Below are 21,294 nucleotides of genomic sequence, written 5' to 3'. Positions count from 1 at the left end.
TACCGGACTACCGGACTACCACGTCTGCCCGCATCTTCTCTCCACCCCCATATACAGGGCGGCTATGTCCTGCATTGATCATCACTATTGCTCGAAATAGGCGCGGCCACTCAGTAATCAGCATTTTCTGGAACGGGTGGGGTCCGACAGCTAATCACCACTGCCCTAAACGGGCGTGGCCAGGCAGCTAGTGATCAGGCTGCTAATCACTATTGCCTGAAGCGGGTCTGGTCAGACAGATAATCACCATTACTCGAAGCGGGTGCGCGCAGGCCGTGCCAGCAAGCCTCTATGATCTGGAGCCCTCTCAGCCCTCTCTTTTTCATGACATCCCATTGCTCGATATTTTTCCGTTTATCGTTGTTTTGAATATAAAAAGTACAGAATGTGATACCCCTACCTTTCTTGTCGGGTCCGCTCTGCTTTAATTCGTCTGCCCACATTCGATGGGCCAAGGAAACACAATAATCTGAGGAAAGGACACATGTTCAAGAGAACAGTAACGATGATGCTGGCGGCGGGAACCCTGGTATTAGGCGGTTGTGCGGCGAGCGGTGGCGCCGAACAAGGGGCGGACAACAGCGATTTTGGCGGCAAGTCCATCTACCTGCGTGGGGAGATGAACGACTGGATGGCCAACGATGAGACCAAGGTGGTCAAGGTGGCCGACAAGCTCTACATGGCCAAGGGCACCCTCAAGAAGGAGTGGGCTCCCTACAAGTTCAAATTCGGTGACTCCAGCTGGAGCTGCGGCACCAACTTCGGCTACAAGAGCCCGAGTGATGGCGTTGCCACCCTGGGCGGTGAGCCGGTGCCGGTCAATCCCTGCTCCAAGTATGAGGATATGAAGTTCTCGCCGGAAGTGGATGGCGTCTATGAGTTCTATCTGAATATGGCCGGTGAGGCGCCGACGGTTTACGTCAAGAAACCCTGAGTCAGCCCTGAGCGTTAAATCTCTCGGAAAATGAATCGGTTAAATGCCCCGTCCCAGAAATCTGCTGGCCGGGGCGTTTTTTTAGGATTAGAATCAGCGCCCTCATGATGTGGGAACTACTATATATAGTGTTTAAATGTTTAACTTGATCTATTGGTAGTGTTTTTAACCTATGTCATGGCGTCGATGCATTCACATAAGGTGGCTTGAAAATGGCGAAATCCAACCCCGTGCTAGAGACCGAACTCGGCACAGGCCTCATCCCCATGCAGGAAACGTCCCTCGAGATCTGGGACAGCAAGTATCGTCTCAAGAGCAAGGACGGGGCCCCCATCGATGGCTCCATTGACGAGACCTACCAGCGGGTCGCCCGTGCCCTGGCCGAGCAGGAGTTGGAGCCAGATGCCTGGTATGAGCCCTTCCTGTGGGCGCTGCGCAACGGCGCCATCCCGGCGGGCCGCATCACCTCCAACGCGGGGGCCTTCGAGCACAAGCCGGCCACCTCGACCATCAACTGCACCGTCTCCGGTACCATCGAAGATTCGATGGACGACATCCTCGGCAAGGTGCATGAAGCCGGCTTGACCCTGAAGGCGGGCTGCGGCATCGGTTACGACTTCTCGACCCTGCGCCCCCGTGGTGCCTTCGTCTCCGGCGCCGGTGCCTACACCTCGGGTCCGCTCTCCTTCATGGATATCTACGACAAGATGTGTTTCACCGTCTCGTCGGCCGGCGGCCGCCGTGGCGCCCAGATGGGTACCATGGATATCCGCCACCCGGATGTGATTGAGTTCATCCAGGCCAAGCGTGAAGATGGACGCCTGCGCCAGTTCAACCTCTCCCTGCTCATTACCGAAGAGTTCGTCAAGGCGGTGAAGCAGGATGCGCCCTGGCAGCTGATTTTCCCCTACACCGCCAAAGAGGTGGAGCAGGATGGTATCGCGCTGGACGATCCCGCTGTGGTGATCTGGGCCGACTGGCCCAACAAGCAAGGGGTGGTCATCAACGAGCTGGGGCAGGTTGCCTGCAAGGTCTACAAGACCCTGCCGGCGCGCAAGCTGTGGAACGTCATCATGAGCTCCACCTATGACTATGCCGAACCCGGTTTCATCCTGATCGACAAGGTCAATCAGATGAACAACAACTGGTTCTGCGAAGAGATCCGCGCCACCAACCCCTGCGGTGAGCAGCCGTTGCCGCCTTATGGCGCCTGTTTGCTGGGCTCGGTCAATCTGACCAAGTTTGTGCGCCATCCCTTCACCGAGCAGGCGAGCTTCGACTGGCAGGCATTTCGCAAAGTGGTGGCGATCTTCACCCGCATGCTGGATAACGTGGTGGAGATCAACCAGTTGCCTCTGCCTAAGCAGCGCGAAGAGATCATCAACAAACGTCGCCACGGCATGGGCTTCCTGGGGCTCGGCTCGACCCTCACCATGCTGCAGGTAAAGTATGGCTCTGCCACCTCCGTTGCCTTTACCGAGCAGGTTTCACAAGAGTTGGCCATGACGGGCTGGCGCGAATCCCTGGCCCTGGCCAGAGAGAAGGGGCCGGCGCCCATCATGGAGCAGGAGTTCGAGGTGACCGGCAAGATGCTGCGTCTGCGCCCGGAGATGGCCGCCGATGGCATCAAGATCGGCGACAAGATCAAAGGCCGGGTGCTGCACGCTCGCTACAGCCGCTACATGCAGCAGGTGGCCGAGGTGGATCCCGCCCTGGTGGCGGAGCTGGCCGACGTGGGTGGCCGTTTCACTCACCACAGCAGCATAGCGCCAACCGGTACCATCTCCCTGTCCCTTGCCAACAACGCCAGCAACGGCATCGAGCCGAGCTTCGCCCATCACTACAGTCGCAACGTCATCAAGCCGGGCAAGAAGAGCAAGGAGAGCGTGGATGTCTACTCGTTCGAGCTGCTGGCCTACCGCGAGCTTATCAACCGCCATGCCATGCCCTATGGTGAGGAGGAGGCGACCCGGCTGCCGGACTACTTCATCACCGCCGACGACATCAGCCCGGCCCAGCACGTGGACATTCAGGCCGCGGCCCAGCGCTGGATTGATTCGTCCATCTCCAAGACTGCCAACGTGCCGACCGATTTCCCGTTCGAGCAGTTCAAGGACATCTACATGTATGCCTCGGACTCGGGGCTCAAGGGCTGCACCACCTTCCGCTTCAATCCGGAGGCCTTCCAGGGGGTGCTGGTGAAGGAGAAGGATCTGGAAAATACCCAGTACGAATTTACCCTTGAAGATGGCTCCGTCATCACCGTCAAGGGTAACGAAGAGATCGAATACGATGGCGAGCTGCACACTGCCGCCAACCTCTATGACGCCTTGAAAGAAGGCTATTACGGGAAATTCTGAGAACAGATTATGGTCAAGAAGATCGACAAGAAAATCGTCTCCTACAAGGTGCGTACCAAGGATGAGCCGCAAGAAGAACTGGCTCCACAGGATGACGTGGTGCACATGCACGAGACGGTGCTGCGGCCGGAGCGGCTGATGGGCACCACCTACAAGCTGAAGACGCCGGAGCATGTCTCCGAGCATTCGCTGTTCATCACCATCAACGACATCATTCTCAACGAAGGCACCGTCCACGAGACGCGCCGCCCGTTCGAGATCTTCATCAACTCCAAGAGCCTGGAACACTACCAGTGGATAGTGGCGCTGACCCGCATCATCTCGGCGGTGTTTCGCAAGGGCGGGGATGTCACCTTCCTGGTGGAAGAGCTGAGATCCGTGTTCGATCCCAAGGGCGGTTACTGGAACAAGGGCAAGTATGTTCCCTCCTTGATCGCCGAAATTGGCAACGTGATCGAGACCCATCTCACCGAGATCGGCATGCTCAAGCCGACCGGGCTGGATGAGCACCAGCAGGCCTTCCTGGCCGAGAAGAAGGCAGAGCTGCAGACCGAGCAGCAGGTAGTAGAACAATCTGCTGGCAGCGGCTTCCCGGCCAATGCGGCGCTCTGCTACAAGTGCCACGCCAAGGCGCTGGTGCTGAAAGATGGCTGCATGACCTGTCTTAACTGCGGCGACTCGAAGTGTGGCTAACTGCGGCCAAGCAGAGCACGAGCGAAACAGACCGGCCGATGGGCCGGTCTTTTTATTGATGCTTTTATGTGCAAGTGATTGGAGGGACTCAGGGATTTGTTGCGCGCTGGTAAAATCGGGCGTAGCGTGAGGAGTAATAAAACTGTCACGGCCGTGTGGTTTCAATGACATCTGAGATTCACACACGTGGCACCCTCAGTGCCAAGGAGGATGCTTATGGACAATACGGACCGAAAGCTGTTTATCCTGGATACCAACGTTCTGCTTCACGAACCCCTCGCCATTTACTCCTTCAAAGAGCACGACGTGCTCATCCCCATGACGGTGCTGGAAGAGCTCGACAACATCAAGGATCGTCAGAAAGACGTCAGCCGTGATGCCCGGGTTGCCATCCGGGCGCTGGAAGACGTGTTTCGCGATGCGACCCCCGAGCAAATCGTGCAAGGGGTGGCGCTGGCCGGTGAGGCGAGCGGCAATATCTCCATCTTCAGCGATCACCACCTGCCCCAGGATGCAGAGGTGTTCACCGACAAGGAGGCCGACAACCGCATCATCAACGCCGCGCTTTATCTGCAAAAGCACGAGATGAAACGCCAGGTGGTGCTGGTGACCAAAGACATCAACATGCGCCTCAAGGCCAAGGGTGCCGGTCTTGCGCACGTTGAGGACTATCGCAGTGACCAGCTGATCGATGACATCCGCCTGCTGGCCAAGGGCTTCCAGGTGGTGCCTGGTAGCTTCTGGGAGCGGGTCGGCGAGTGCGACAGCGAGACCCATGGCCGTGATACCGTTCATGTGATCGATGCCAATCTGCTGGAGGGGGTACACGTCAATCAGTACCTGCTGGACGAGGAGAACTTCTTCGCCGCCCGGGTGCTGAGCCACGATGGTCACAAGATCCGTCTCAAGGATCTGGGCCGTGAGCGCTTGATGTCGCGCAAGGCCTGGGGCGTTCATCCCAAGAACGTCTATCAGGGCATGGCGCTGGATGCCTTGCTGGATCCGCACATCGATCTGGTGATCCTGACCGGCCCGGCGGGTTGCGGCAAGACCCTGCTGGCCATGGCGGCGGCGCTGGAGCTGGTGATCGAGAAGGGGATCTACGAGAAGGTCATCGTCACTCGCAACACCCCGGAGATCGCCGAGAGCATCGGCTTCCTGCCTGGCACCGAGGAAGAGAAGATGATGCCCTGGCTGGCGGCGGTGACCGACACTCTGGAGGTGCTGCACAAGCAGGACGAGAACATGAGCGGGTCCCTCAGCTACATCATGGAGAAGGCCAACATCCAGTTCAAATCGGTCAACTTCATGCGCGGGCGCAGCATCCAGAACACCTTCGTGTTGCTGGACGAGTGCCAGAACCTGACCGCGTCCCAGATCAAGACCATCATCACCCGCTGCGGTGAGGGGACCAAGATCGTCTGCTCCGGCAACCTGGCGCAGATTGACTCCAACTACCTGAGCCCGGTGACCTCGGGTCTGACCTACATCGTAGAGCGTTTCAAGGATTTCGACGGCAGTGCCAACATCTTCCTGAACGGGGTGGTGCGCAGCAAGCTCGCCTCCTTCGCCGAGGAAAACCTCTGATTTAACGCAACATCTTCATATAAAAAAGGGAGGCCACTGGCCTCCCTTTTTTGATCCCGAGATCCCGCGCTAGGACGTGTGCGAGTGGCCCAGGTAGCGCTGCAGGCCAGGGTGATCGCTGTTTTGCAGTATATCCGGCGTGCCCTGCAGGGCGATGCGTCCCTCGTCGATAAACAGCACCCGATCGGCGATGAGCTGAGCGTCTTCCGGGTTATGGGACACCATCAGCACGGTAATGCCCTGCTCACAGGCGAGCCGGGCGACTTCCGCCAGCATCTCCCGGCGCAGGGCGGGATCGAGTGCCGAGAAGGGCTCGTCCAGCAGCAGCAGCGGCTTGCCACGCACCAGGGCGCGGGCCAGCCCCACCCGCTGTTGCTGACCGCCGGAGAGCTGCTCCGGCAGCCGATCCTGCATGTCGCCCAAGCCGACCCGGGTTGCCGCCTCCTTCACCTGGGCACGCTGGGCCGGGCTCAGGCGCAGGCCGGGATGCAGGCCGATGGCGATGTTGTCGAACACCGAGAGGTGCAGGAACAGGTTGTGATCCTGGAACAGGGTGGTGACCGGGCGCTCGGCGGGGCCGAGCGGCAGCAGGTCGATACCATCGAAACTAAGACGACCGGATTCTACCGGCACGAAGCCCGCGATCATGCCAAGCAGGGTCGATTTGCCGGCGCCGCTCGGGCCGATCAGCGCCGTGATCTCCCCCTTGGGCAGAGAGGCGTTGAAGCTGACGCGCCAATCAGGGTAACTGGTTGCCAAATCATCAATTAACAGCATCTTTGACTCCTATGATATGGCTGGTCGCGCAGACCGCATGTAGACCCGCATTTGGGCAGCTAACTCGACTATCACGCATCCAGGTTTTTGCCCCCGAGACCCCGCTCCACCAGCCAGAACAGCGAGAAGCACAAAGTGAGCAGCAGCAGGGCGGTGGCCGCCGCGTCGGTCAGCCGGTAGCTGCCAAGTTGCTGATAGAGCAGCCAGGGCAGGGTGGTGAGCTCCTGGCTGCCGAACATGGCTATGGCGCCGAGATCCCCGAGCGACAGGATCATGGAGAGCGCCATGGCCAGCGCCAGCGGGCGGCGCAGCAGGGGCCACTCGACCAGGCGCAGGCGTTGCAGACCGCGCACCCCCAGGCTATCTGCCAGCCGATCATACTGGCGCACCACCAGCTGCATGGGGGCACTCAAGGTGCGCAGCACATAGGGCAGCGCCATCAGGGCGTTGACCAGTACCACCAGCCAGGGGCCGAGGGCGAAGACATCGGTGAAGGGCATAAACAGGATAAACAGGCCCGTGCTCAGCACCACCGCCGGGATCATCAGGATCATGGAGCCGCTGGCCTCCCACAGGGCCGCCGCCCGCCGCTTGCGATCCCGTACTCTCAAGTGGCGGCTGGTGAGCAGTAGACCGGTGCCTAGCAGGGTAGCGAGGCTTCCCGCCGCCAGAGCGATACCGAGGGACTGACCCCCCGCCTGCCACAGCCGGGAGGAGCCGAGCGCCGTCAGCAGGCCGGGGTTGAAACCGGCGATGACGATGGCCAGCAGCGGTGGCAGGAAGATGGCGAGGCCTAGGGTGAGGGCTGCACCATCCACCCAGCGGGTGCCTGGCTGCTGTCTGTCCGGTCGTAAACAGGGGCGACGACTGGTGAGGCGACTGGATGGGCTGGTCTGCAACTTGTGTTGCAGCAGCAACAGGCCCGCGGTCAGCAGCAGCTGTACCAGCGCCAGGCCACCGGCGGTGGCGAGATCGAAGTCAAAGCGCAGGGCCTGATAGACCGCCACTTCCAGGGTGGTGGACTTGGGGCCGCCGCCCAGCGCCAGCACAGTGGTGAAGCTGGTGAAGCAGAGCATGAAGATGAGGCTCGCCAATCCCGGCAGCAGACCACGGATGATGGGCCACTCCAGCAGCCGGAAGATGTGGGAGGAGCGCATGCCGAGCTGGCTGGCGAGGCGCCAAGAGGACTCGGGAATGCTCTCTATGCCTTGCAAGATGAGGCGCGCCGCCAGTGGCATGTTGAAGAACACGTGGGCCAGCAAGATGCCAAACAGGCCGTACAGGTAGTTGCCGGGATCCAGCCCCAGACTGCGCAGGGCGTGGGGCAGCCAGCCCTGGGAGCCATGCACGGCGACTATGCCGAAGATGGCGATGATGACCGGCAGCACCAGGGAGAGGCCGAACAATTTGAGCAGCAGGCGGCGGCCGCGAAAGCGGCGCCGTGCCAGGGCTCGCGCCACCGGAATGGCCAGACCCAGGCTCAGCAGGGTGGAGAGCAGCGCCTGCCCCAGGCTGAAGCCCAGCACGTGGCGCAGGTAGGGATCTGCCAGCAGGGTGCTCGGCAGCCCCCCTGCCTGCCACAACAGGGCGACGAGGGGGCCAAGGGAGAGCAGCAGGATAACGCAGGTGGCTGCGCTACCCGGCAGCCACCAGAGAGGACGAGAGTGGGGTATCACTGGGTGACGGCTTGCAGCCATTCCCGGATCCAGCCCTTGCGGTTGGCGGCTACTTCGTCAGAGGTGAAGCTCAGCGGCTTGGCGACGGTGATCATCTGCTCGAAGCCCTTGGGCAGCGGAGTGTCTATTACCGGATACATCCAGTTGCCGCTGGGGATCTCCTGCTGGAAGGCGGGGCTGACCATGAACTGCAGGAACTGGTCAGCGAGCTTGCCTTGCGTGGCGCTGGCGAGCTTGGCTGCCACTTCCACCTGACGATAGTGACCCTCCTCGAAGGCGGCGGCCTGGTACTGGGACTTGTTCTCGGCGATCAGGTGATAGGCCGGGGAGGTGGTGTAGGAGAGCACCATGTCTGCCTCGCCATCCATGAACATGCCGTAGGCCTCGGACCAACCCTTGGTGACGGTGACCGTCTTCTTGGCGAGTTGGGCCCAGGCGGCGGGCGCCTGGTCACCATAGACGGATTTCATCCACAGCATCAGCCCCTGACCCGGGGTGGAGGTGCGGGGATCCTGGTAGATCACCTTGAGATCCGGGCGCTCCACCAGCTCCTTCAGACTCTTGGGAGGGGTCTTGAGTTTGTCTTTGTTGTAGACGAAGGCGAAGTAGCCGTAGTCATAGGGGACGAAGGTATCGTCCTGCCAGCCACCCGGCACCTTGAGGGCGGCCAGATCCGTGTGATGAGGGGCGAACAGACCGCTCTGCTTGGCTTCGCTCACCAGGGCGTCATCCAGCCCCAGCACCATGTCGGCCTTGCTGTGTTTGCCTTCCAGCCGCAGCCGGTTGAGGATGGCGACCCCGTCTTCCAGCGCCACCAGATTGAGGGTGCAACCGCACTCTTTCTCGAAGGCCTGCTTGATCTTGGGACCCGGTCCCCATTCGCTGGCGAAGGAGCCGTAGGTGTAGACGGTGAGGGTATCGGCGGCGAAGGCCTGGGCACTGAGCAGGCTGGTGGCGACCAGCAGAAGGGTTTTCATCGATGGCACTCCCTGTGGGTTGCGAGCTGCCAGCGGATGAGGGCGCAAAAAACGAGCGCCATGCCTCAAATTCCTCCGCCAGCATTATCTGGATCAGGTTCACGGGTATAATCTCAGCGGTAAACCGCACCCCGTTTGAGAAACGAATCGCATTGTATTAACGTTTTTTGGGGGAGGCCAGCACAACTTTGTGCCAGCGAGGCAACGACTGCCACGACACCAGGAGAAGCCAGTGATCACCAGCACCAAGGAAAGGCGCGCCTTTGCGCGCATGGTCATCAATGCCCCCGTCACCCTTTTTCAGCATCGGCTGGTATTGGAGGGGATCTGTCGGGATCTCAGCGCCAGCGGCATGGGGGTGGAGGTCAATGAACACAGCTTCGATCTGCAGCAACCCATCCGTATCAGCCTGGCCACCAGCAGCAACTTGCTGCCGCCGTTCGAGGTCCAGGCCCGCATAGTGCGGGTGCTGGAGGAAGAGAAGGGCTTGCTGTTGGCGCTGGAGTTTCTGCCTCTGAGCTGATCTAGCGATATATCTCACTGCTTTTTATCGGCCAGCCTCTGCTGGCCGATGTTTTTTAATATCAGACAGCATAGCCTGCTGCTTTAGCGCGGGGCATTTCACCATGTCCAGCCTGTCTGACGACGATGGGTGGGCGATCTACATCTCGTCCGAGCCGATCTCACCACTGTTTATTGGCTGGCCAGCACGGGCTGTACGCTCAGTTGCCGGCTGTCGACCAGGGTCTTGCTGGTGGGAGCCAGCTGACCCATGTGGAGCTGGGCCGGACCGGTCGGCTCCATCAGCAGATAGGTCTGTCCCTCCCAGGTCAGTACCGCATCCCCCGCCTTGGCGGGCAGGGCCACGCCCAGCAGGGCGTGGCCGGGCACGAACAGCATGGCCTGGGGGAGCTCCGGGAAGAGCTGGGCCAGCATGGCCGCCATCAGGGTGACCTTGCTGTCGCAATCCCCCCTGTTCTGCTCCAGCACCTGACGGGGGCTCAGAAAGCCCTTGCCGGCCCGGCCGGATTGGCTGTCCAGCAGGGTATAGGGAATGGTTTGCACGAAGTCGAGCATAAAGGCCACTGTCTGCTGGCGCGCCTCCATCTCGGTGGCCCCCTGCCGCTTGAGCTGATCCGCCAGCGGCGCCAGCTCGGTCCGGCTCTCCAACGCGATGCGCACATGATCCTGCTTGATGGCAGGCACCCCATCGGATGGGGTGAAGCGCTGGAAGTAGTGCTGCTTGAGCCACTCCTGCGCCAATTTCGCCTGCTCAGGCCCGACCCAGGCCTGGGCTTCCCGCGCCTTGTCGGCGTTGCGGCTCTTGATGCTGAGAGCGAGCTCGGGGCGGGAGAGGGAGAACTGCACCTCGGGGAACTCGATGACGGCCTGTTGCAACAGCTGCTGCAGCATATCCTCCTGCATCCTGTCCGGACGATAGGCGATGAGCGGCGGCAGCTTGCCCGCCTCCAGCCGGTAGCTGAGCTGCTGCGCCTTGCCCTCCCTGTCCTGCCAGCCAACGTTGAGCTGACCACCGTTGCTGTGAAAAAAACTCTGCCCGGCAGAGGCCGGCAGCGCGAACAGCAGGGCGCAGAGTATGGCGTAGAGCAGGGACAGGTCGCGCGCTTGGGTCATCATCCTCTCCTCGGGTATCGGTTGGCCGTCTGCCGGAAATAAAACAGGGAGCCTGGGCTCCCTGTGGATTCTATCTGTTTTCTGGTCTTAGGCTTACACCCAGCTTGGCTGCCTTGTCTCGAAGGTGCCGAGGCGGGTCTTGAACTCGCTTAGATCCAGCTCGGTTGCTTCGCCTCGAAGGCGTCGATGGCGGCCTGGTGCTGCAGGGTCAGGCCGATGGCATCCAGCCCGTTGAGCAGGCAGTAGCGGCGGAACTCGTCGATCTCGAAACCGAAGCTGAGCGTGCCGGCGCGTACCTGGTTCGCCTCCAGATCCACCTCGATCTGCTGTCCCGGGTTGGCGGTGACCAGTTGGAACAGGGCCTCGACTTCTTCGTCCTGCAAACGCACTGGCACCATGCCGTTGTTGATGGCGTTGCCGTAGAAGATGTCGGCGAAGCTCGGGGCTATGATGGTCTTGAAGCCGTAATCCGCCAGCGCCCAGGGGGCGTGCTCGCGGCTCGAGCCGCAGCCGAAGTTCTCCCGCGCCAGCAAGATGCTGGCACCCGCGTAGCGCGGCTGGTTCAGCACGAACTCCGGGTTTGGTTGCTGGCCGGCATCATCCAGGAAGCGCCAGTCGTGGAACAGGTGCTTGCCAAAGCCGGTGCGGTTCACCTTCTGCAGGAACTGCTTGGGAATGATGGCGTCGGTGTCGACGTTGACGCTGTCGAGGGGGACGGCGATCCCTTTATGTTGCTTGAATCCTGTCATGTTCATTCCCTCTTACAGCGCACGAATATCGGCAAAATGACCGGTGACGGCGGCGGCGGCCGCCATGGCCGGGCTCACCAGATGGGTGCGACCGGCGCGGCCCTGGCGACCCTCGAAGTTGCGGTTGCTGGTGGAGGCGCAGCGCTCCCCCGGTTGCAGCCGGTCATTGTTCATGGCCAGACACATGGAGCAACCCGGCAGACGCCACTCAAAGCCCGCCTCGATGAAGATCTTGTCCAGTCCCTCGGCTTCGGCCTGGGCCTTGACCTGCTCGGAGCCCGGCACCACCAGGGCCTGCACCCCGGCGGCGACCTTGCGGCCACGGGCGATGGCGGCAGCGGCCCGCAAGTCTTCGATGCGGCTGTTGGTGCAAGAGCCGATGAACACCTTGTCAATGGCGACATCGGAGAGTTTCTGGCCCGGTTGCAGGTCCATGTAGGCCAGCGCCTTGCGGGCGGACTGCTGCTCCATCAGATCGGTGAAGGAGTCCGGATCCGGGATGGGTTCACCCACGGCGATCACCTGGCCCGGGTTGGTGCCCCAGGTCACCTGCGGCGCGATGTCGGCGCCATTGAGCACCACTTCTGCATCGAACTTGGCATCGGCATCGCTGTTGAGGGTCTGCCAGTAGGCGATGGCCTGCTCCAGCGCCTCACCCTCGGGGGCGAACACCTTGCCGCGGATGTAGTCGATGGTGGTCTGGTCGGGGGCAATCATGCCCGCCTTGGCGCCGAGCTCGATGGCCATGTTGCACACCGTCATGCGCCCTTCCATGGACAGACCCGCGATGGCGTCCCCAGCGAACTCCACCACGTAGCCGGTGCCACCGGCGTGGCCGACCCGGCCTATGATGGCGAGCACCACATCCTTGGCGCTGATGCCCTCGGCCAGCTTGCCGTTGACGCTGATGCGCATGGTCTTGGCCCGGCCCTGTTTCAGGGTCTGGGTGGCCATCACGTGCTCCACTTCGGAGGTGCCGATGCCGAACGCCAGTGAACCGAAGGCGCCGTGGGTGGCGGTGTGGGAGTCGCCGCAGACGATGGTGGTGCCGGGCAGGGTGATGCCGAGCTCAGGCCCCATCACGTGGACTATGCCCTGATACTGGTGGTTCAGGTCGTAGAGGCGAACCCCGAACTCCTTGCAGTTGGCGGCGAGCGTCTCCATCTGGATGCGGGCCATCTCGCCGGAGGCGGCGATGTCCTTGGTGGTGGTGGAGACGTTGTGATCCATGGTGGCCCAGGTCAGATCCGGGCGGCGCAGCTGGCGGTTCATGGCGCGCAGGCCGTCGAACGCCTGTGGGCTGGTCACTTCGTGCACCAGGTGGCGGTCGATATAGATGAGGGGCGTCTCGCCAGCCACTTCACGGACCACGTGGGCATCGAACACTTTCTGATAGAGGGTCTTTGACATTGCTCTCTTCCTTGTTATTGGATGCTGGATCAGATGCGCGCGGCTATCTGATCGCCCATGGCCGCCGTGCTCTGTACCGGGTGCTGGGCACTCGCCTGATGCAGGTCGGCGGTGAAGTAACCCTCGGCCAGGGCCTGGGCGACCGCCTGCTCGATGGCCTTGGCGGCCGCTTCCTGACCCAGGCTGTAGCGCAGCATCAGGGCGGCGGAGAGGATCTGGGCGATGGGGTTCGCGATCCCCTTGCCAGCGATGTCCGGCGCCGAGCCACCGGCCGGCTCGAACAGGCCGAAGCCGGATTCGTTCAGGCTGGCGGAGGGCAGCAGCCCCATGGAGCCGGTGATCATGGCGCACTCGTCGGAGAGGATGTCGCCGAACAGGTTGGAGCAGAGCAGCACGTCGAACTGGGACGGATCCTTGATGAGCTGCATGGTGGCGTTGTCGATGTACATGTGGTTCAGGGCCACGTCCGGGTAGGACTTGGCGACGGCAGTCACCACTTCGCGCCACAGGATGGAGGAGGCGAGCACGTTGGCCTTGTCGATGGAGGTGACCTTGGCCTTGCGTACCCGAGCCGTTTCGAACGCTATCTTGGCGATGCGTTCGATCTCGAAGCGGTGATACACCTCGGTATCGAACGCCTTCTCGGTCGGGCCTTCTCCCTCGCGCCCTTTGGGCTGACCGAAGTAGATGCCGCCGGTCAGCTCACGCACACAGGCGATGTCGAAACCGCGATCCGAGATGTCGGCACGCAGCGGCGAGAACTGCTCGAGGCCGGTGTAGATGCGGGCCGGACGCAGGTTGCAGAACAGCTTGAAGTGAGCGCGCAGGGGCAGCAAGGCGCCGCGCTCCGGCTGATCGTTCGGTGGCATATGCTCCCACTTGGGGCCACCGACTGAGCCGAACAGCACGGCGTCGGCGGCTTCGCAGCCGGCTATGGTGCTCTGGGGCAGGGGAGTGCCGTGGTTGTCGATGGCGATGCCGCCCACGTCGTGGCGGTCATAGTCGAGGGAGAAGCCAAACTTGGCCTGCACCTTTTCCAGCACCTTGACGGCCTCGGCCATCACTTCCGGGCCAATGCCGTCACCCGGCAATACTGCGATCCGATAACTGCTCATACTGTTTCCGTCCTGATGTTGTTCTTGAGATCCCTCTGCTCAGCGGCCCGATACGGTGGGCCGATTGCTGTTTAGAGTGTCTCCGTCCTGATGTTGTTGTCTCTCATCTGTCAGCGAGTTTGTCGCCGTTCAGACTGTCTCTGTTTTGATGCTGTTGCTGTGTTCCATCTGCCCAGCGACGCTGCTCAGACGGTTTCCGCCTTGATGTTGTTCTTCTGTCCCATCTGCTCGGCGACCATGTCCGCGCGCCAGATGCTGTTGATGACGTGGATCAGGGCCTGGGCCGAGGATTCGATGATGTCGGTGGCGAGCCCCATGCCGTGGAACTTGCGGCCCTTGTACTCGGCGACGATGTCCACCTGGCCGAGGGCGTTCTTGCCTTCCCCCTTGCCCTTGAGTTCGTACTTGTCGATGCGGATCTCATAGCCGGTGATGCGATTGATGCACTGATAGACCGCATCCACTGGACCGTTGCCGGTGGCGGCCTCGCTGACGGTCTCCTGACCCACCTTCAATTTCACCGAGGCGGTGGCGAGCACCGAGCTGCCGCTCTGCACCCCGAGGTACTCCAGCTTGAAGTGCTCCGGCTCTTCGTGGATCTGGCTGAAGAAGGCCAGCGCCTCGAGATCGTAATCGAATACCTGGCCCTTCTTGTCGGCCAGCGCGAGGAACTTGCCGTAGAGATCGTCGAGGTCGTAGCTGCTCTCGGCGTAGCCCATGGCTTCCATGCGGTGCTTGATCACGTGGCGACCGGAGCGGGAGGTCATGTTGAGGTTGTTCTGGGGCAGACCGATGCTCTCGGGGGTGATGATCTCGTAAGTGTTCTTGGCCTTGAGCACGCCATCCTGATGGATGCCGGAGCTGTGGGAGAAGGCATTGGCGCCGACGATGGCCTTGTTCGGCTGCACCGGCATGTTGCACAGCTGGCTGACTAAGGTGCTGGTGCGGTGGATCTCGCTGTGGCGGATGTTGGTGTGCACCCCCAGCAAGTCGGCGCGGGTTTTGAGGATCATCGCCACCTCTTCCAGGGAGCAGTTGCCCGCCCGCTCACCGATGCCGTTGATGGTGCACTCGATCTGGCGAGCGCCCATCTGCACGGCGCCGATGGAGTTCGCCACCGACAGGCCGAGATCGTCGTGGCAGTGCACCGAGATGATGGCCTTGTCGATGTTCGGCACCCGGTTGAACAGGGTCTGGATGATGCCGGAAAACTCGGTCGGTACCGTGTAGCCCACGGTATCCGGGATATTGATGGTGCGGGCGCCGGCGGTGATGGCGGCCTCGACCATGCGGCACAGGTTATCGATGGGGGTGCGGCCCGCATCCTCGCAGGAGAACTCCACATCGTCGGTGTAGCGGCGAGCATGCTTGACCGCGCTGATGCCCATCTCCAGCACGTCCTCGAAGCTCTTCTTCAGTTTGCTCTCCACATGAATCGATGAGGTGGAGATAAAGGTGTGGATGCGGAAGGCCTCGGCGACTTTCAGTGCCTCGGCGGCGGCGTCGATATCCTTGGGCAGGGCGCGAGCCAGGGCGCAGACCCGGCTGTTCTTGATGTGACGGGCGATGGTCTGCACCGAGAGAAAATCACCGGGGGAGGAGACCGGGAAACCCACTTCCATGATGTCGACGCCGAGTCGCTCCAGTGCCTGGGCGATTTGCAGCTTCTCCTTGACCGTCAAGCTGGCCGACAGCGCCTGCTCACCATCGCGCAAGGTGGTATCAAAAATGATGACCCGATCTGACATGTGACTTCCCTCTTCCTAAGTTCGGTACGTGCATCCTGCATGGCATAAAAAAACCCGTGCGGGGTGCACGGGTTTTTGTAAATTCCGGCTATGCCTTAGCCCGGCTACAAGGATCCCGCGCGACGAGTCGCGATTAGGGAAAGCAGTAGTAGCGGAGCGGCAATATGCATGATGACTCAATCCTTCCAGTCGATAACGCTTCTACCAATATCGAGATTCTTATGCTGTGTCAACCCGAACGGGCAGGTTCATTGCACTGTTTTATTTAATCGGATTGTAAAGGAATGCAAATTTCCTTGTCCCATATTCGGTTCATGCCTGATTATCCGGTCATTCCTGCTGTACTCGATCATCCGCACAATCAGATCGACTTATCAGCTCTTGCTGAATTATCTGAGGTATCCCATGGAAAAACGCAGACCTGGTCGTCCGGTTGGGCGCTCCGACATTCGTGACAAGCTGCTTGCCGCCGCGCGCGAGCGTTTTCTCAATACACCCTACAGCAAGGTGACGACCCGTGAGATCGCCGAGCTGGCTGGCTCCAATCTGGCGATGATCCACTACTACTTCGGCAGTAAAGAGGGCCTCTACAAGGCCGTGCTTGGCGATGTGGCCGAGCCGCTGGATCAGGCCTGGCATGATGAGAGCAGCAACCGCAGCCTTAACGATCTGCTCAATACCTACTATCAGGTGATGGCACCGAACAGCGAGTTGACCTCCGCCATCTCCAGTGCGTTATCGACTGAAAAAAGCCCGGGGCGGGATTTTGTGCTGAACCGTCTGCTGGAGCGCCAACTGCCCCAGTTCGATGCCCTGCTGGAATCTATGCGCACCAACGGTGAGCTGGGTGACAACCTGGATCCCGAGATGCTGAAAATTTCCTTCCTCAGCATGATGTGGCAGCCTTTCGTGATGAAGGATCTCTATGAGCAGGTGTTTGGCCTGACCGTGGACGAAAACTTCATGAGCCGCCTGGCGGCCCACAACTGCCGACTGATGGAGAGCGGGCTGCGCGCCTCTCTGAACTGATCGCCGGTAATTCACATTTGTAAAAAAGGGCCGCTCGGCCCTTTTTTCATCGCGCTGTTCACAAATCTGTTATCTCCCCTTCAACGAACTGTCACTCCGCCGTCCTAGTCTGCACAGAGATCTCAGGGAAGGAGAGGTTATGAACAAGATCCAGCAATGGGACCTGCAGGTCTGTCGCCTCTGCCTGCTCCATCCCTACAACCGCTCGCAGGCCAGGATCAGCAGGGCCATCTCTCACACCGGCGATGGCCCGCTCTACGTCGTACTGGCCGCCCTGCTTTGGTGGCAGGGGGAGGCGCAGCGAGAGCCGGTACTGACTGCGCTGTTGGCGTTTACCCTCGAATTGCCGCTCTATCTGCTGCTCAAGAATGCCCTGAGACGTCAACGTCCGGTGGGGCTGCCGGTCTTCATCACGCCCTCCGATCGCTACAGTCTGCCCTCCGGCCATACCGCGGCCGCTTTCCTGATGGCGACCGTGCTGGCCGCGAGCTTTCCACTATGGGCCCCCCTGCTGTTCACCTGGGCCATCCTGGTCGGGGCGTCACGCCTGTTGCTCGGGGTGCACTATCTGAGCGATCTGGTGGCCGGCGCCTTGCTCGGTGGTGGTTGCGCCCTCTGGGCATTGAGCTGGAGTCATGGATGAAGATACTGTTCGGAGTACAGGGCACAGGTAATGGTCACATCAGCCGCAGTCGCACCCTGGCTCGCGCGCTCAAGGCCAGGGGCGTCGAGGTGGACTATCTGTTCAGCGGTCGCCCGGCTGACAGTTACTTCGAGATGAGCGAGTTTGGCAACTATCGCACCTTTCCCGGTATCAGTTTCGTCAGCCACGAGGGTCGCATCTCGGGCTGGCGTACCCTCAAGGGACTCTCTCCCTTGCGCTTCTGGCAGGATATGCGAGCGCTCGATTGCCGCGATTACGATCTGGTGATCAGTGATTTCGAGCCACTCAGCGCCCATGCTGCCCGTCGCTGGCAGAAGCCGAGCCTGACCATCAGCCATCAGGCCAGTTTCGATTGGTCCATTCCGCGTTGGGGGGAGAGCGGCTTCAGTCGCCAGTTGATGCACCATTTCGCCCCGGTCCGGCAATCCTTGGGGCTGCACTGGTTTCACTTTGGCCAGCCGTTGCTGCCCCCCATCATCGATCCCATCGCACTGGCCCCGGACAATCAGCAGATGCTGGTCTATCTGCCGTTTGAGCAGCCCGAGCAGATAGCGGCTCTGTTATCGCGCTTCACCCAGCAGCAGTTCGCCTGCTTTCACCCTGCCATCCGCACGCCCAGCCAGTGGCACAACATCCACTTCGAGCCGCTGGCACGGGAAGGCTTCAAGCAGATATTGGCCGGCTGCCGGGGGGTCATCACCAATGCGGGTTTCGAGCTGGCCTCGGAGGCGCTTTCCCTGGGCAAGAAGTTGCTGGTCAAACCGCTGGGAGGGCAGTTCGAGCAGCTGACCAATGGCAAGACCCTGGAGCTGATGGGGCTGGCCCAGCTGATGGAGACGCTGGACGCCAACGGGGTCAGGCGCTGGCTGGAGGCGCCGGCGCCGGGGGCCATTCGCTATCCGGATGTGGCGACTGAGCTGGCTGCGTGGCTGGTCGCCGGCGCAGAGGAGGGGGTGGATCAGCTGTCTCGCCGGCTGTGGGCCAAGACGCTCTTTCCGGAGGAGGTGTGCGATCGGCTCAGCGAGCTGGAGGGGAGCCTGGCATTGACGCGTCCCTGGTTATCGCAACTCAGCGCCTTTGACTAAACTGAAACGATCCCATCAAGGAGAGGACGGACAGCATGCGCTTTACCAATGAGAACGGCGACACCATGACCCTGGCGGACAATCTGACACTCCATGAATTACTGGATATGGGGGTCAGCATCTCGGTCTGCGAAGAGACGGATCCGGATCAGCAGATCTGGCTGGTGGAGCCGGAACAGGACCACTGAGTGCGGTGAATTTGACCGTTGATGAGGGCCCACCCCTTGCGGGTGGGCCATTTATTTCCACCTAGGCAGCATGATCCACTGCTTTCTCTCCCATCCTCCCCGCTTTCTTTCCGGCCCGATGACCAAGTCACTGAATGTTAATAGCTGTTTGAAATTTATGACTGTTGTGGCCAGACAAAGCCGTGGACAAGCGTTCACAAGCGGGTTAAGTTGGTTTTTCACCCGATTTTCGGGTGAATGATGGAAAAAATCACTTTTTCTACTATCGACGGTGTCGAACTCGCCTGATCTGTATTCAGACAACAACAAGACACGGACTGGCGCTGCCGGGAAGCAGCGGACTGTCGATAGTTTTGCTTAACGGAGCAAAGCCTGGAGGGCTTTATCATGGAGATGTTATCAGGCGCCCAGATGGTGGTTAGAGCGCTGGAAGATCAGGGAGTTGAACACGTATTCGGCTACCCTGGCGGCTCAGTGCTCGACATCTATGACGCTCTCTTCGAAAACGGCAAGATGGAACATGTACTGGTGCGCCACGAGCAGGCCGCGGTACACATGGCAGACGGCTACGCCCGCTCTACCGGCAAGGTGGGCACTGTGCTGGTGACCTCGGGTCCCGGCGCCACCAACTGCATCACCGGTATCGCCACCGCCTACATGGACTCGATCCCTCTGGTGATCCTGTCTGGCCAGGTGCCGACCAGCATGATCGGGGAGGATGCGTTCCAGGAGACCGACATGATCGGTATCTCCCGTCCGGTGGTGAAGCACAGCTTCCTGTGCAAGAAGGCCAGCGAGATCCCCGATGCCATCAAGAAGGCCTACTACATTGCTGCCAGTGGCCGCCCGGGGCCGGTGGTGGTGGACTTGCCCAAGGATGTGCAGAACCCGAAAGAGAAGTTCCCCTATCAGTATCCCGAGTCCGTTTCACTGCGTTCCTACAATCCGACCAAAGCCGGACACAAGGGCCAGATCAAGCGGGCCGCCAAGCTGCTGACCGAGGCCCAGCGCCCGGTCATGTACGTGGGCGGCGGTGCCATCAATGCCAATGCGGATCATCTGGTGACCAAGTTGGCCGAGCTGCTGAATCTGCCGGTGACCACGACGCTCATGGGGCTCGGGGCCTTCTCCGGTACCCATCCGCAGTTTGTCGGCATGCTTGGCATGCACGGTACCTTCGAAGCAAACAAGACCATGCACAACGCGGATCTGATCTTCGCCGTGGGTGCCCGCTTCGATGACCGCGTCACCAACAACGTGGCCAAGTTCTGCCCCAATGCGACTATCGTCCATATCGATATCGATCCCACCTCCATCTCCAAGACGGTGCAGGCCCACGTGCCCATCGTCGGCTCGGTGGAAACCGTGCTGGAGCAGATGCTGGAGGTGATCCGCGAGTGTGGCTTTGACAACGACAAGCAGGCGCTGGCGGAGTGGTGGGAGCAGATCGCCCAGTGGCGTTCGCGCAACTGCCTGGCCTACGAGACCTCACCCACCCTGATCAAGCCGCAGCAGGTGATCGAGGCGCTGTACAAGGTGACCAAGGGGGAGGCCTTCGTCGCCTCGGACGTGGGTCAGCATCAGATGTTTGCCGCGCTCTACTATCCGTTTGCCAAGCCGCGCCAGTGGATCAACTCAGGCGGCCTCGGCACCATGGGCTTTGGTATTCCGGCCGCCATGGGCGCCCAGTTTGCCAACCCGGATGCGGTGGTGTGCTGCGTGACCGGTGACGGCTCGGTGCAGATGAACATCCAGGAGCTCTCCACCTGCCTGCAATATGGCGTGCCCATCAAGATCATTTCCATCAACAACCGCGCCCTCGGCATGGTCAAGCAGTGGCAGAAGATGTTCTACGGCGGCCGTCACAGCCACTCCTACATGGAATCCTTGCCTGACTTCGTCAAGCTGGCGGAAGCCTACGGCCACGTCGGCATCGCGGTGAGCGATCCGGCCGAGCTCGAAAGCGCCATGGAGAAGGCCTTCGCCATGAAGGATCGACTGGTGTTCATGGACATCTCGGTCGACCCCGATGAGCACGTCTATCCGATGCAGATCAAGTTTGGTGCCATGGATGAGATGTGGCTGAGCAAGACGGAGAGAACCTGATGAGACATATTATTTCCGTTCTGTTGGAAAACGAATCCGGCGCCCTGAGCCGTGTGGTGGGCCTTTTCTCCCAGCGCGGCTACAACATCGAGACATTGACGGTGGCACCCACCGAGGATCCGACTCTGTCGCGCATGACCATAGTCACCATGGGTGACGAGCGGGTGCTGGAGCAGATCCAGAAGCAATTGCACAAGCTGGTGGACGTGCTCAAGGTGTGTGACTTGAGTGAGGGTGAACACATCGAGCGGGAGATAGCCCTGGTCAAGGCCCGCGCCGCCGGTGGTGCTCGCGATGAGTTGAAACGACTGGCGGACATCTTCCGTGGTCAGATCGTCGACGTGACCCCGGAGCAGTACACGGTGCAGCTGGTGGGCACCAGCGAGAAGCTGGACGCCTTCATCAAGACGGCGGCCCAGACCAACGAGATCATCGAGGTGGTGCGTTCCGGTGTCTGTGGCATCTCCCGCGCTGACAAGGCACTGCGTCCCTGATCCATATTGCCCCGGTCAATCGATTATCCATAAAGGGCTCTTCGGAGCCCTTTTGTGATTTTGCCGG

General features: G+C 60.7%; 19 protein-coding genes and 1 riboswitch. Of the genes, 11 read left to right on the top strand and 8 right to left on the bottom strand.

The genetic code is table 11. The features are described from left to right. The first annotated feature begins 484 nt into the window (after positions 1-484). The 4 genes from BN1137_RS08430 (at position 485) to BN1137_RS08415 (ending at position 5,574) form a co-directional block, all read left to right on the top strand. Positions 485-934: an early set domain-containing protein gene (locus tag BN1137_RS08430; protein ID WP_050718173.1), complete on the top strand. Its 450-nt coding sequence runs from the start codon at positions 485-487 to the stop codon at positions 932-934. Between the two features lie 212 nt (positions 935-1,146). After that, entirely contained in the window at positions 1,147-3,294 is a 2,148-nt protein-coding gene (locus BN1137_RS08425) for an adenosylcobalamin-dependent ribonucleoside-diphosphate reductase (protein WP_050718172.1), read from the top strand. A gap of 9 nt (positions 3,295-3,303) precedes the next feature. Next, on the top strand, positions 3,304-3,987 hold the full coding sequence (locus BN1137_RS08420; RefSeq protein WP_050718171.1) for a TSCPD domain-containing protein: 684 nt from the start codon (positions 3,304-3,306) through the stop codon (positions 3,985-3,987). 216 nt (positions 3,988-4,203) lie between these two features. Then, positions 4,204-5,574 (top strand): PhoH family protein, encoded by a 1,371-nt coding sequence (locus BN1137_RS08415; protein ID WP_050718170.1) that lies wholly within the window; start codon positions 4,204-4,206, stop codon positions 5,572-5,574. Positions 5,575-5,643: 69 nt separating this feature from the next. Here the strand turns inward: BN1137_RS08415 and thiQ are convergent, their stop codons facing one another. The 3 genes from thiQ to thiB form a co-directional block, all read right to left on the bottom strand. Further along, positions 5,644-6,351, bottom strand: coding sequence for a thiamine ABC transporter ATP-binding protein (thiQ, locus tag BN1137_RS08410; RefSeq protein ID WP_050718169.1), 708 nt, complete (start codon positions 6,349-6,351; stop codon positions 5,644-5,646). A 71-nt stretch (positions 6,352-6,422) separates the two neighbouring features. After that, positions 6,423-8,048, bottom strand: coding sequence for a thiamine/thiamine pyrophosphate ABC transporter permease (thiP, locus tag BN1137_RS08405; protein ID WP_050718168.1), 1,626 nt, complete (start codon positions 8,046-8,048; stop codon positions 6,423-6,425). Beyond that, positions 8,024-9,004 (bottom strand): thiamine ABC transporter substrate binding subunit, encoded by a 981-nt coding sequence (thiB, locus tag BN1137_RS08400; protein WP_050718167.1) that lies wholly within the window; start codon positions 9,002-9,004, stop codon positions 8,024-8,026. The genes thiP and thiB overlap by 25 nt, the downstream gene beginning before the upstream one ends. Positions 9,005-9,057: 53 nt before the next feature. Beyond that, a riboswitch (TPP riboswitch) is annotated at positions 9,058-9,148 on the bottom strand. Positions 9,149-9,236: 88 nt separating this feature from the next. On the opposite strand from thiB, the gene BN1137_RS08395 reads away from it, so the two are divergent. Beyond that, positions 9,237-9,527, top strand: coding sequence for a PilZ domain-containing protein (locus BN1137_RS08395; RefSeq protein ID WP_050718166.1), 291 nt, complete (start codon positions 9,237-9,239; stop codon positions 9,525-9,527). Between the two features lie 170 nt (positions 9,528-9,697). On the opposite strand, the gene BN1137_RS08390 is transcribed toward BN1137_RS08395, so the two are convergent. The 5 genes from BN1137_RS08390 to leuA all read right to left on the bottom strand — a co-directional run bounded on the left by BN1137_RS08390 (position 9,698) and on the right by leuA (position 15,661). Beyond that, positions 9,698-10,639, bottom strand: a complete 942-nt coding sequence (locus BN1137_RS08390) for a transglutaminase-like domain-containing protein (protein ID WP_050718165.1) — start codon at positions 10,637-10,639, stop codon at positions 9,698-9,700. A gap of 149 nt (positions 10,640-10,788) precedes the next feature. Next, the gene (gene leuD / locus BN1137_RS08385) at positions 10,789-11,388 is read right to left on the bottom strand and encodes a 3-isopropylmalate dehydratase small subunit (RefSeq protein WP_050718164.1); all 600 of its coding nucleotides are present in this window, start codon (positions 11,386-11,388) and stop codon (positions 10,789-10,791) included. 12 nt (positions 11,389-11,400) lie between these two features. Continuing rightward, positions 11,401-12,798 carry a 3-isopropylmalate dehydratase large subunit gene (gene leuC / locus BN1137_RS08380; protein WP_050718163.1) on the bottom strand — a complete coding sequence of 466 codons (1,398 nt, stop codon included), beginning with the start codon at positions 12,796-12,798 and terminating at the stop codon, positions 11,401-11,403. Positions 12,799-12,827: 29 nt separating this feature from the next. Further along, positions 12,828-13,913, bottom strand: a complete 1,086-nt coding sequence (gene leuB, locus BN1137_RS08375; RefSeq protein ID WP_050718162.1) for a 3-isopropylmalate dehydrogenase — start codon at positions 13,911-13,913, stop codon at positions 12,828-12,830. A 185-nt stretch (positions 13,914-14,098) separates the two neighbouring features. Then, complete coding sequence (gene leuA / locus BN1137_RS08370) at positions 14,099-15,661, bottom strand: 2-isopropylmalate synthase (protein ID WP_050718161.1); 1,563 nt, start codon at positions 15,659-15,661, stop codon at positions 14,099-14,101. A 405-nt stretch (positions 15,662-16,066) separates the two neighbouring features. Here leuA and BN1137_RS08365 point away from each other — a divergent pair, with 405 nt between their 5' ends. The 6 genes from BN1137_RS08365 to ilvN all read left to right on the top strand — a co-directional run bounded on the left by BN1137_RS08365 (position 16,067) and on the right by ilvN (position 21,227). After that, positions 16,067-16,690 carry a TetR/AcrR family transcriptional regulator gene (locus BN1137_RS08365; RefSeq protein ID WP_050718160.1) on the top strand — a complete coding sequence of 208 codons (624 nt, stop codon included), beginning with the start codon at positions 16,067-16,069 and terminating at the stop codon, positions 16,688-16,690. 139 nt (positions 16,691-16,829) lie between these two features. Beyond that, positions 16,830-17,333, top strand: a complete 504-nt coding sequence (locus tag BN1137_RS08360) for a phosphatase PAP2 family protein (protein ID WP_050718159.1) — start codon at positions 16,830-16,832, stop codon at positions 17,331-17,333. Next, the gene (locus BN1137_RS08355; RefSeq protein ID WP_050718158.1) at positions 17,330-18,439 is read left to right on the top strand and encodes an MJ1255/VC2487 family glycosyltransferase; all 1,110 of its coding nucleotides are present in this window, start codon (positions 17,330-17,332) and stop codon (positions 18,437-18,439) included. The genes BN1137_RS08360 and BN1137_RS08355 overlap by 4 nt, the downstream gene beginning before the upstream one ends. A 35-nt stretch (positions 18,440-18,474) precedes the next feature. After that, positions 18,475-18,627, top strand: a complete 153-nt coding sequence (locus BN1137_RS22380) for a hypothetical protein (RefSeq protein ID WP_126623399.1) — start codon at positions 18,475-18,477, stop codon at positions 18,625-18,627. A gap of 387 nt (positions 18,628-19,014) precedes the next feature. Beyond that, positions 19,015-20,733, top strand: a complete 1,719-nt coding sequence (locus BN1137_RS08350) for an acetolactate synthase 3 large subunit (RefSeq protein ID WP_050718157.1) — start codon at positions 19,015-19,017, stop codon at positions 20,731-20,733. Continuing rightward, positions 20,733-21,227 carry an acetolactate synthase small subunit gene (gene ilvN, locus BN1137_RS08345; protein WP_005311605.1) on the top strand — a complete coding sequence of 165 codons (495 nt, stop codon included), beginning with the start codon at positions 20,733-20,735 and terminating at the stop codon, positions 21,225-21,227. Before BN1137_RS08350 ends, ilvN begins: the two co-directional genes overlap by 1 nt. The last annotated feature ends 67 nt before the right edge of the window (positions 21,228-21,294 follow it).

Origin of the sequence: Aeromonas tecta (assembly GCF_000820185.1) — a bacterium.
Classification (GTDB): Bacteria; Pseudomonadota; Gammaproteobacteria; order Enterobacterales; family Aeromonadaceae; genus Aeromonas; species Aeromonas tecta.
Note: the sequence above shows the minus strand (reverse complement) of the source record. Positions and strands in the feature narration are given on the sequence as shown.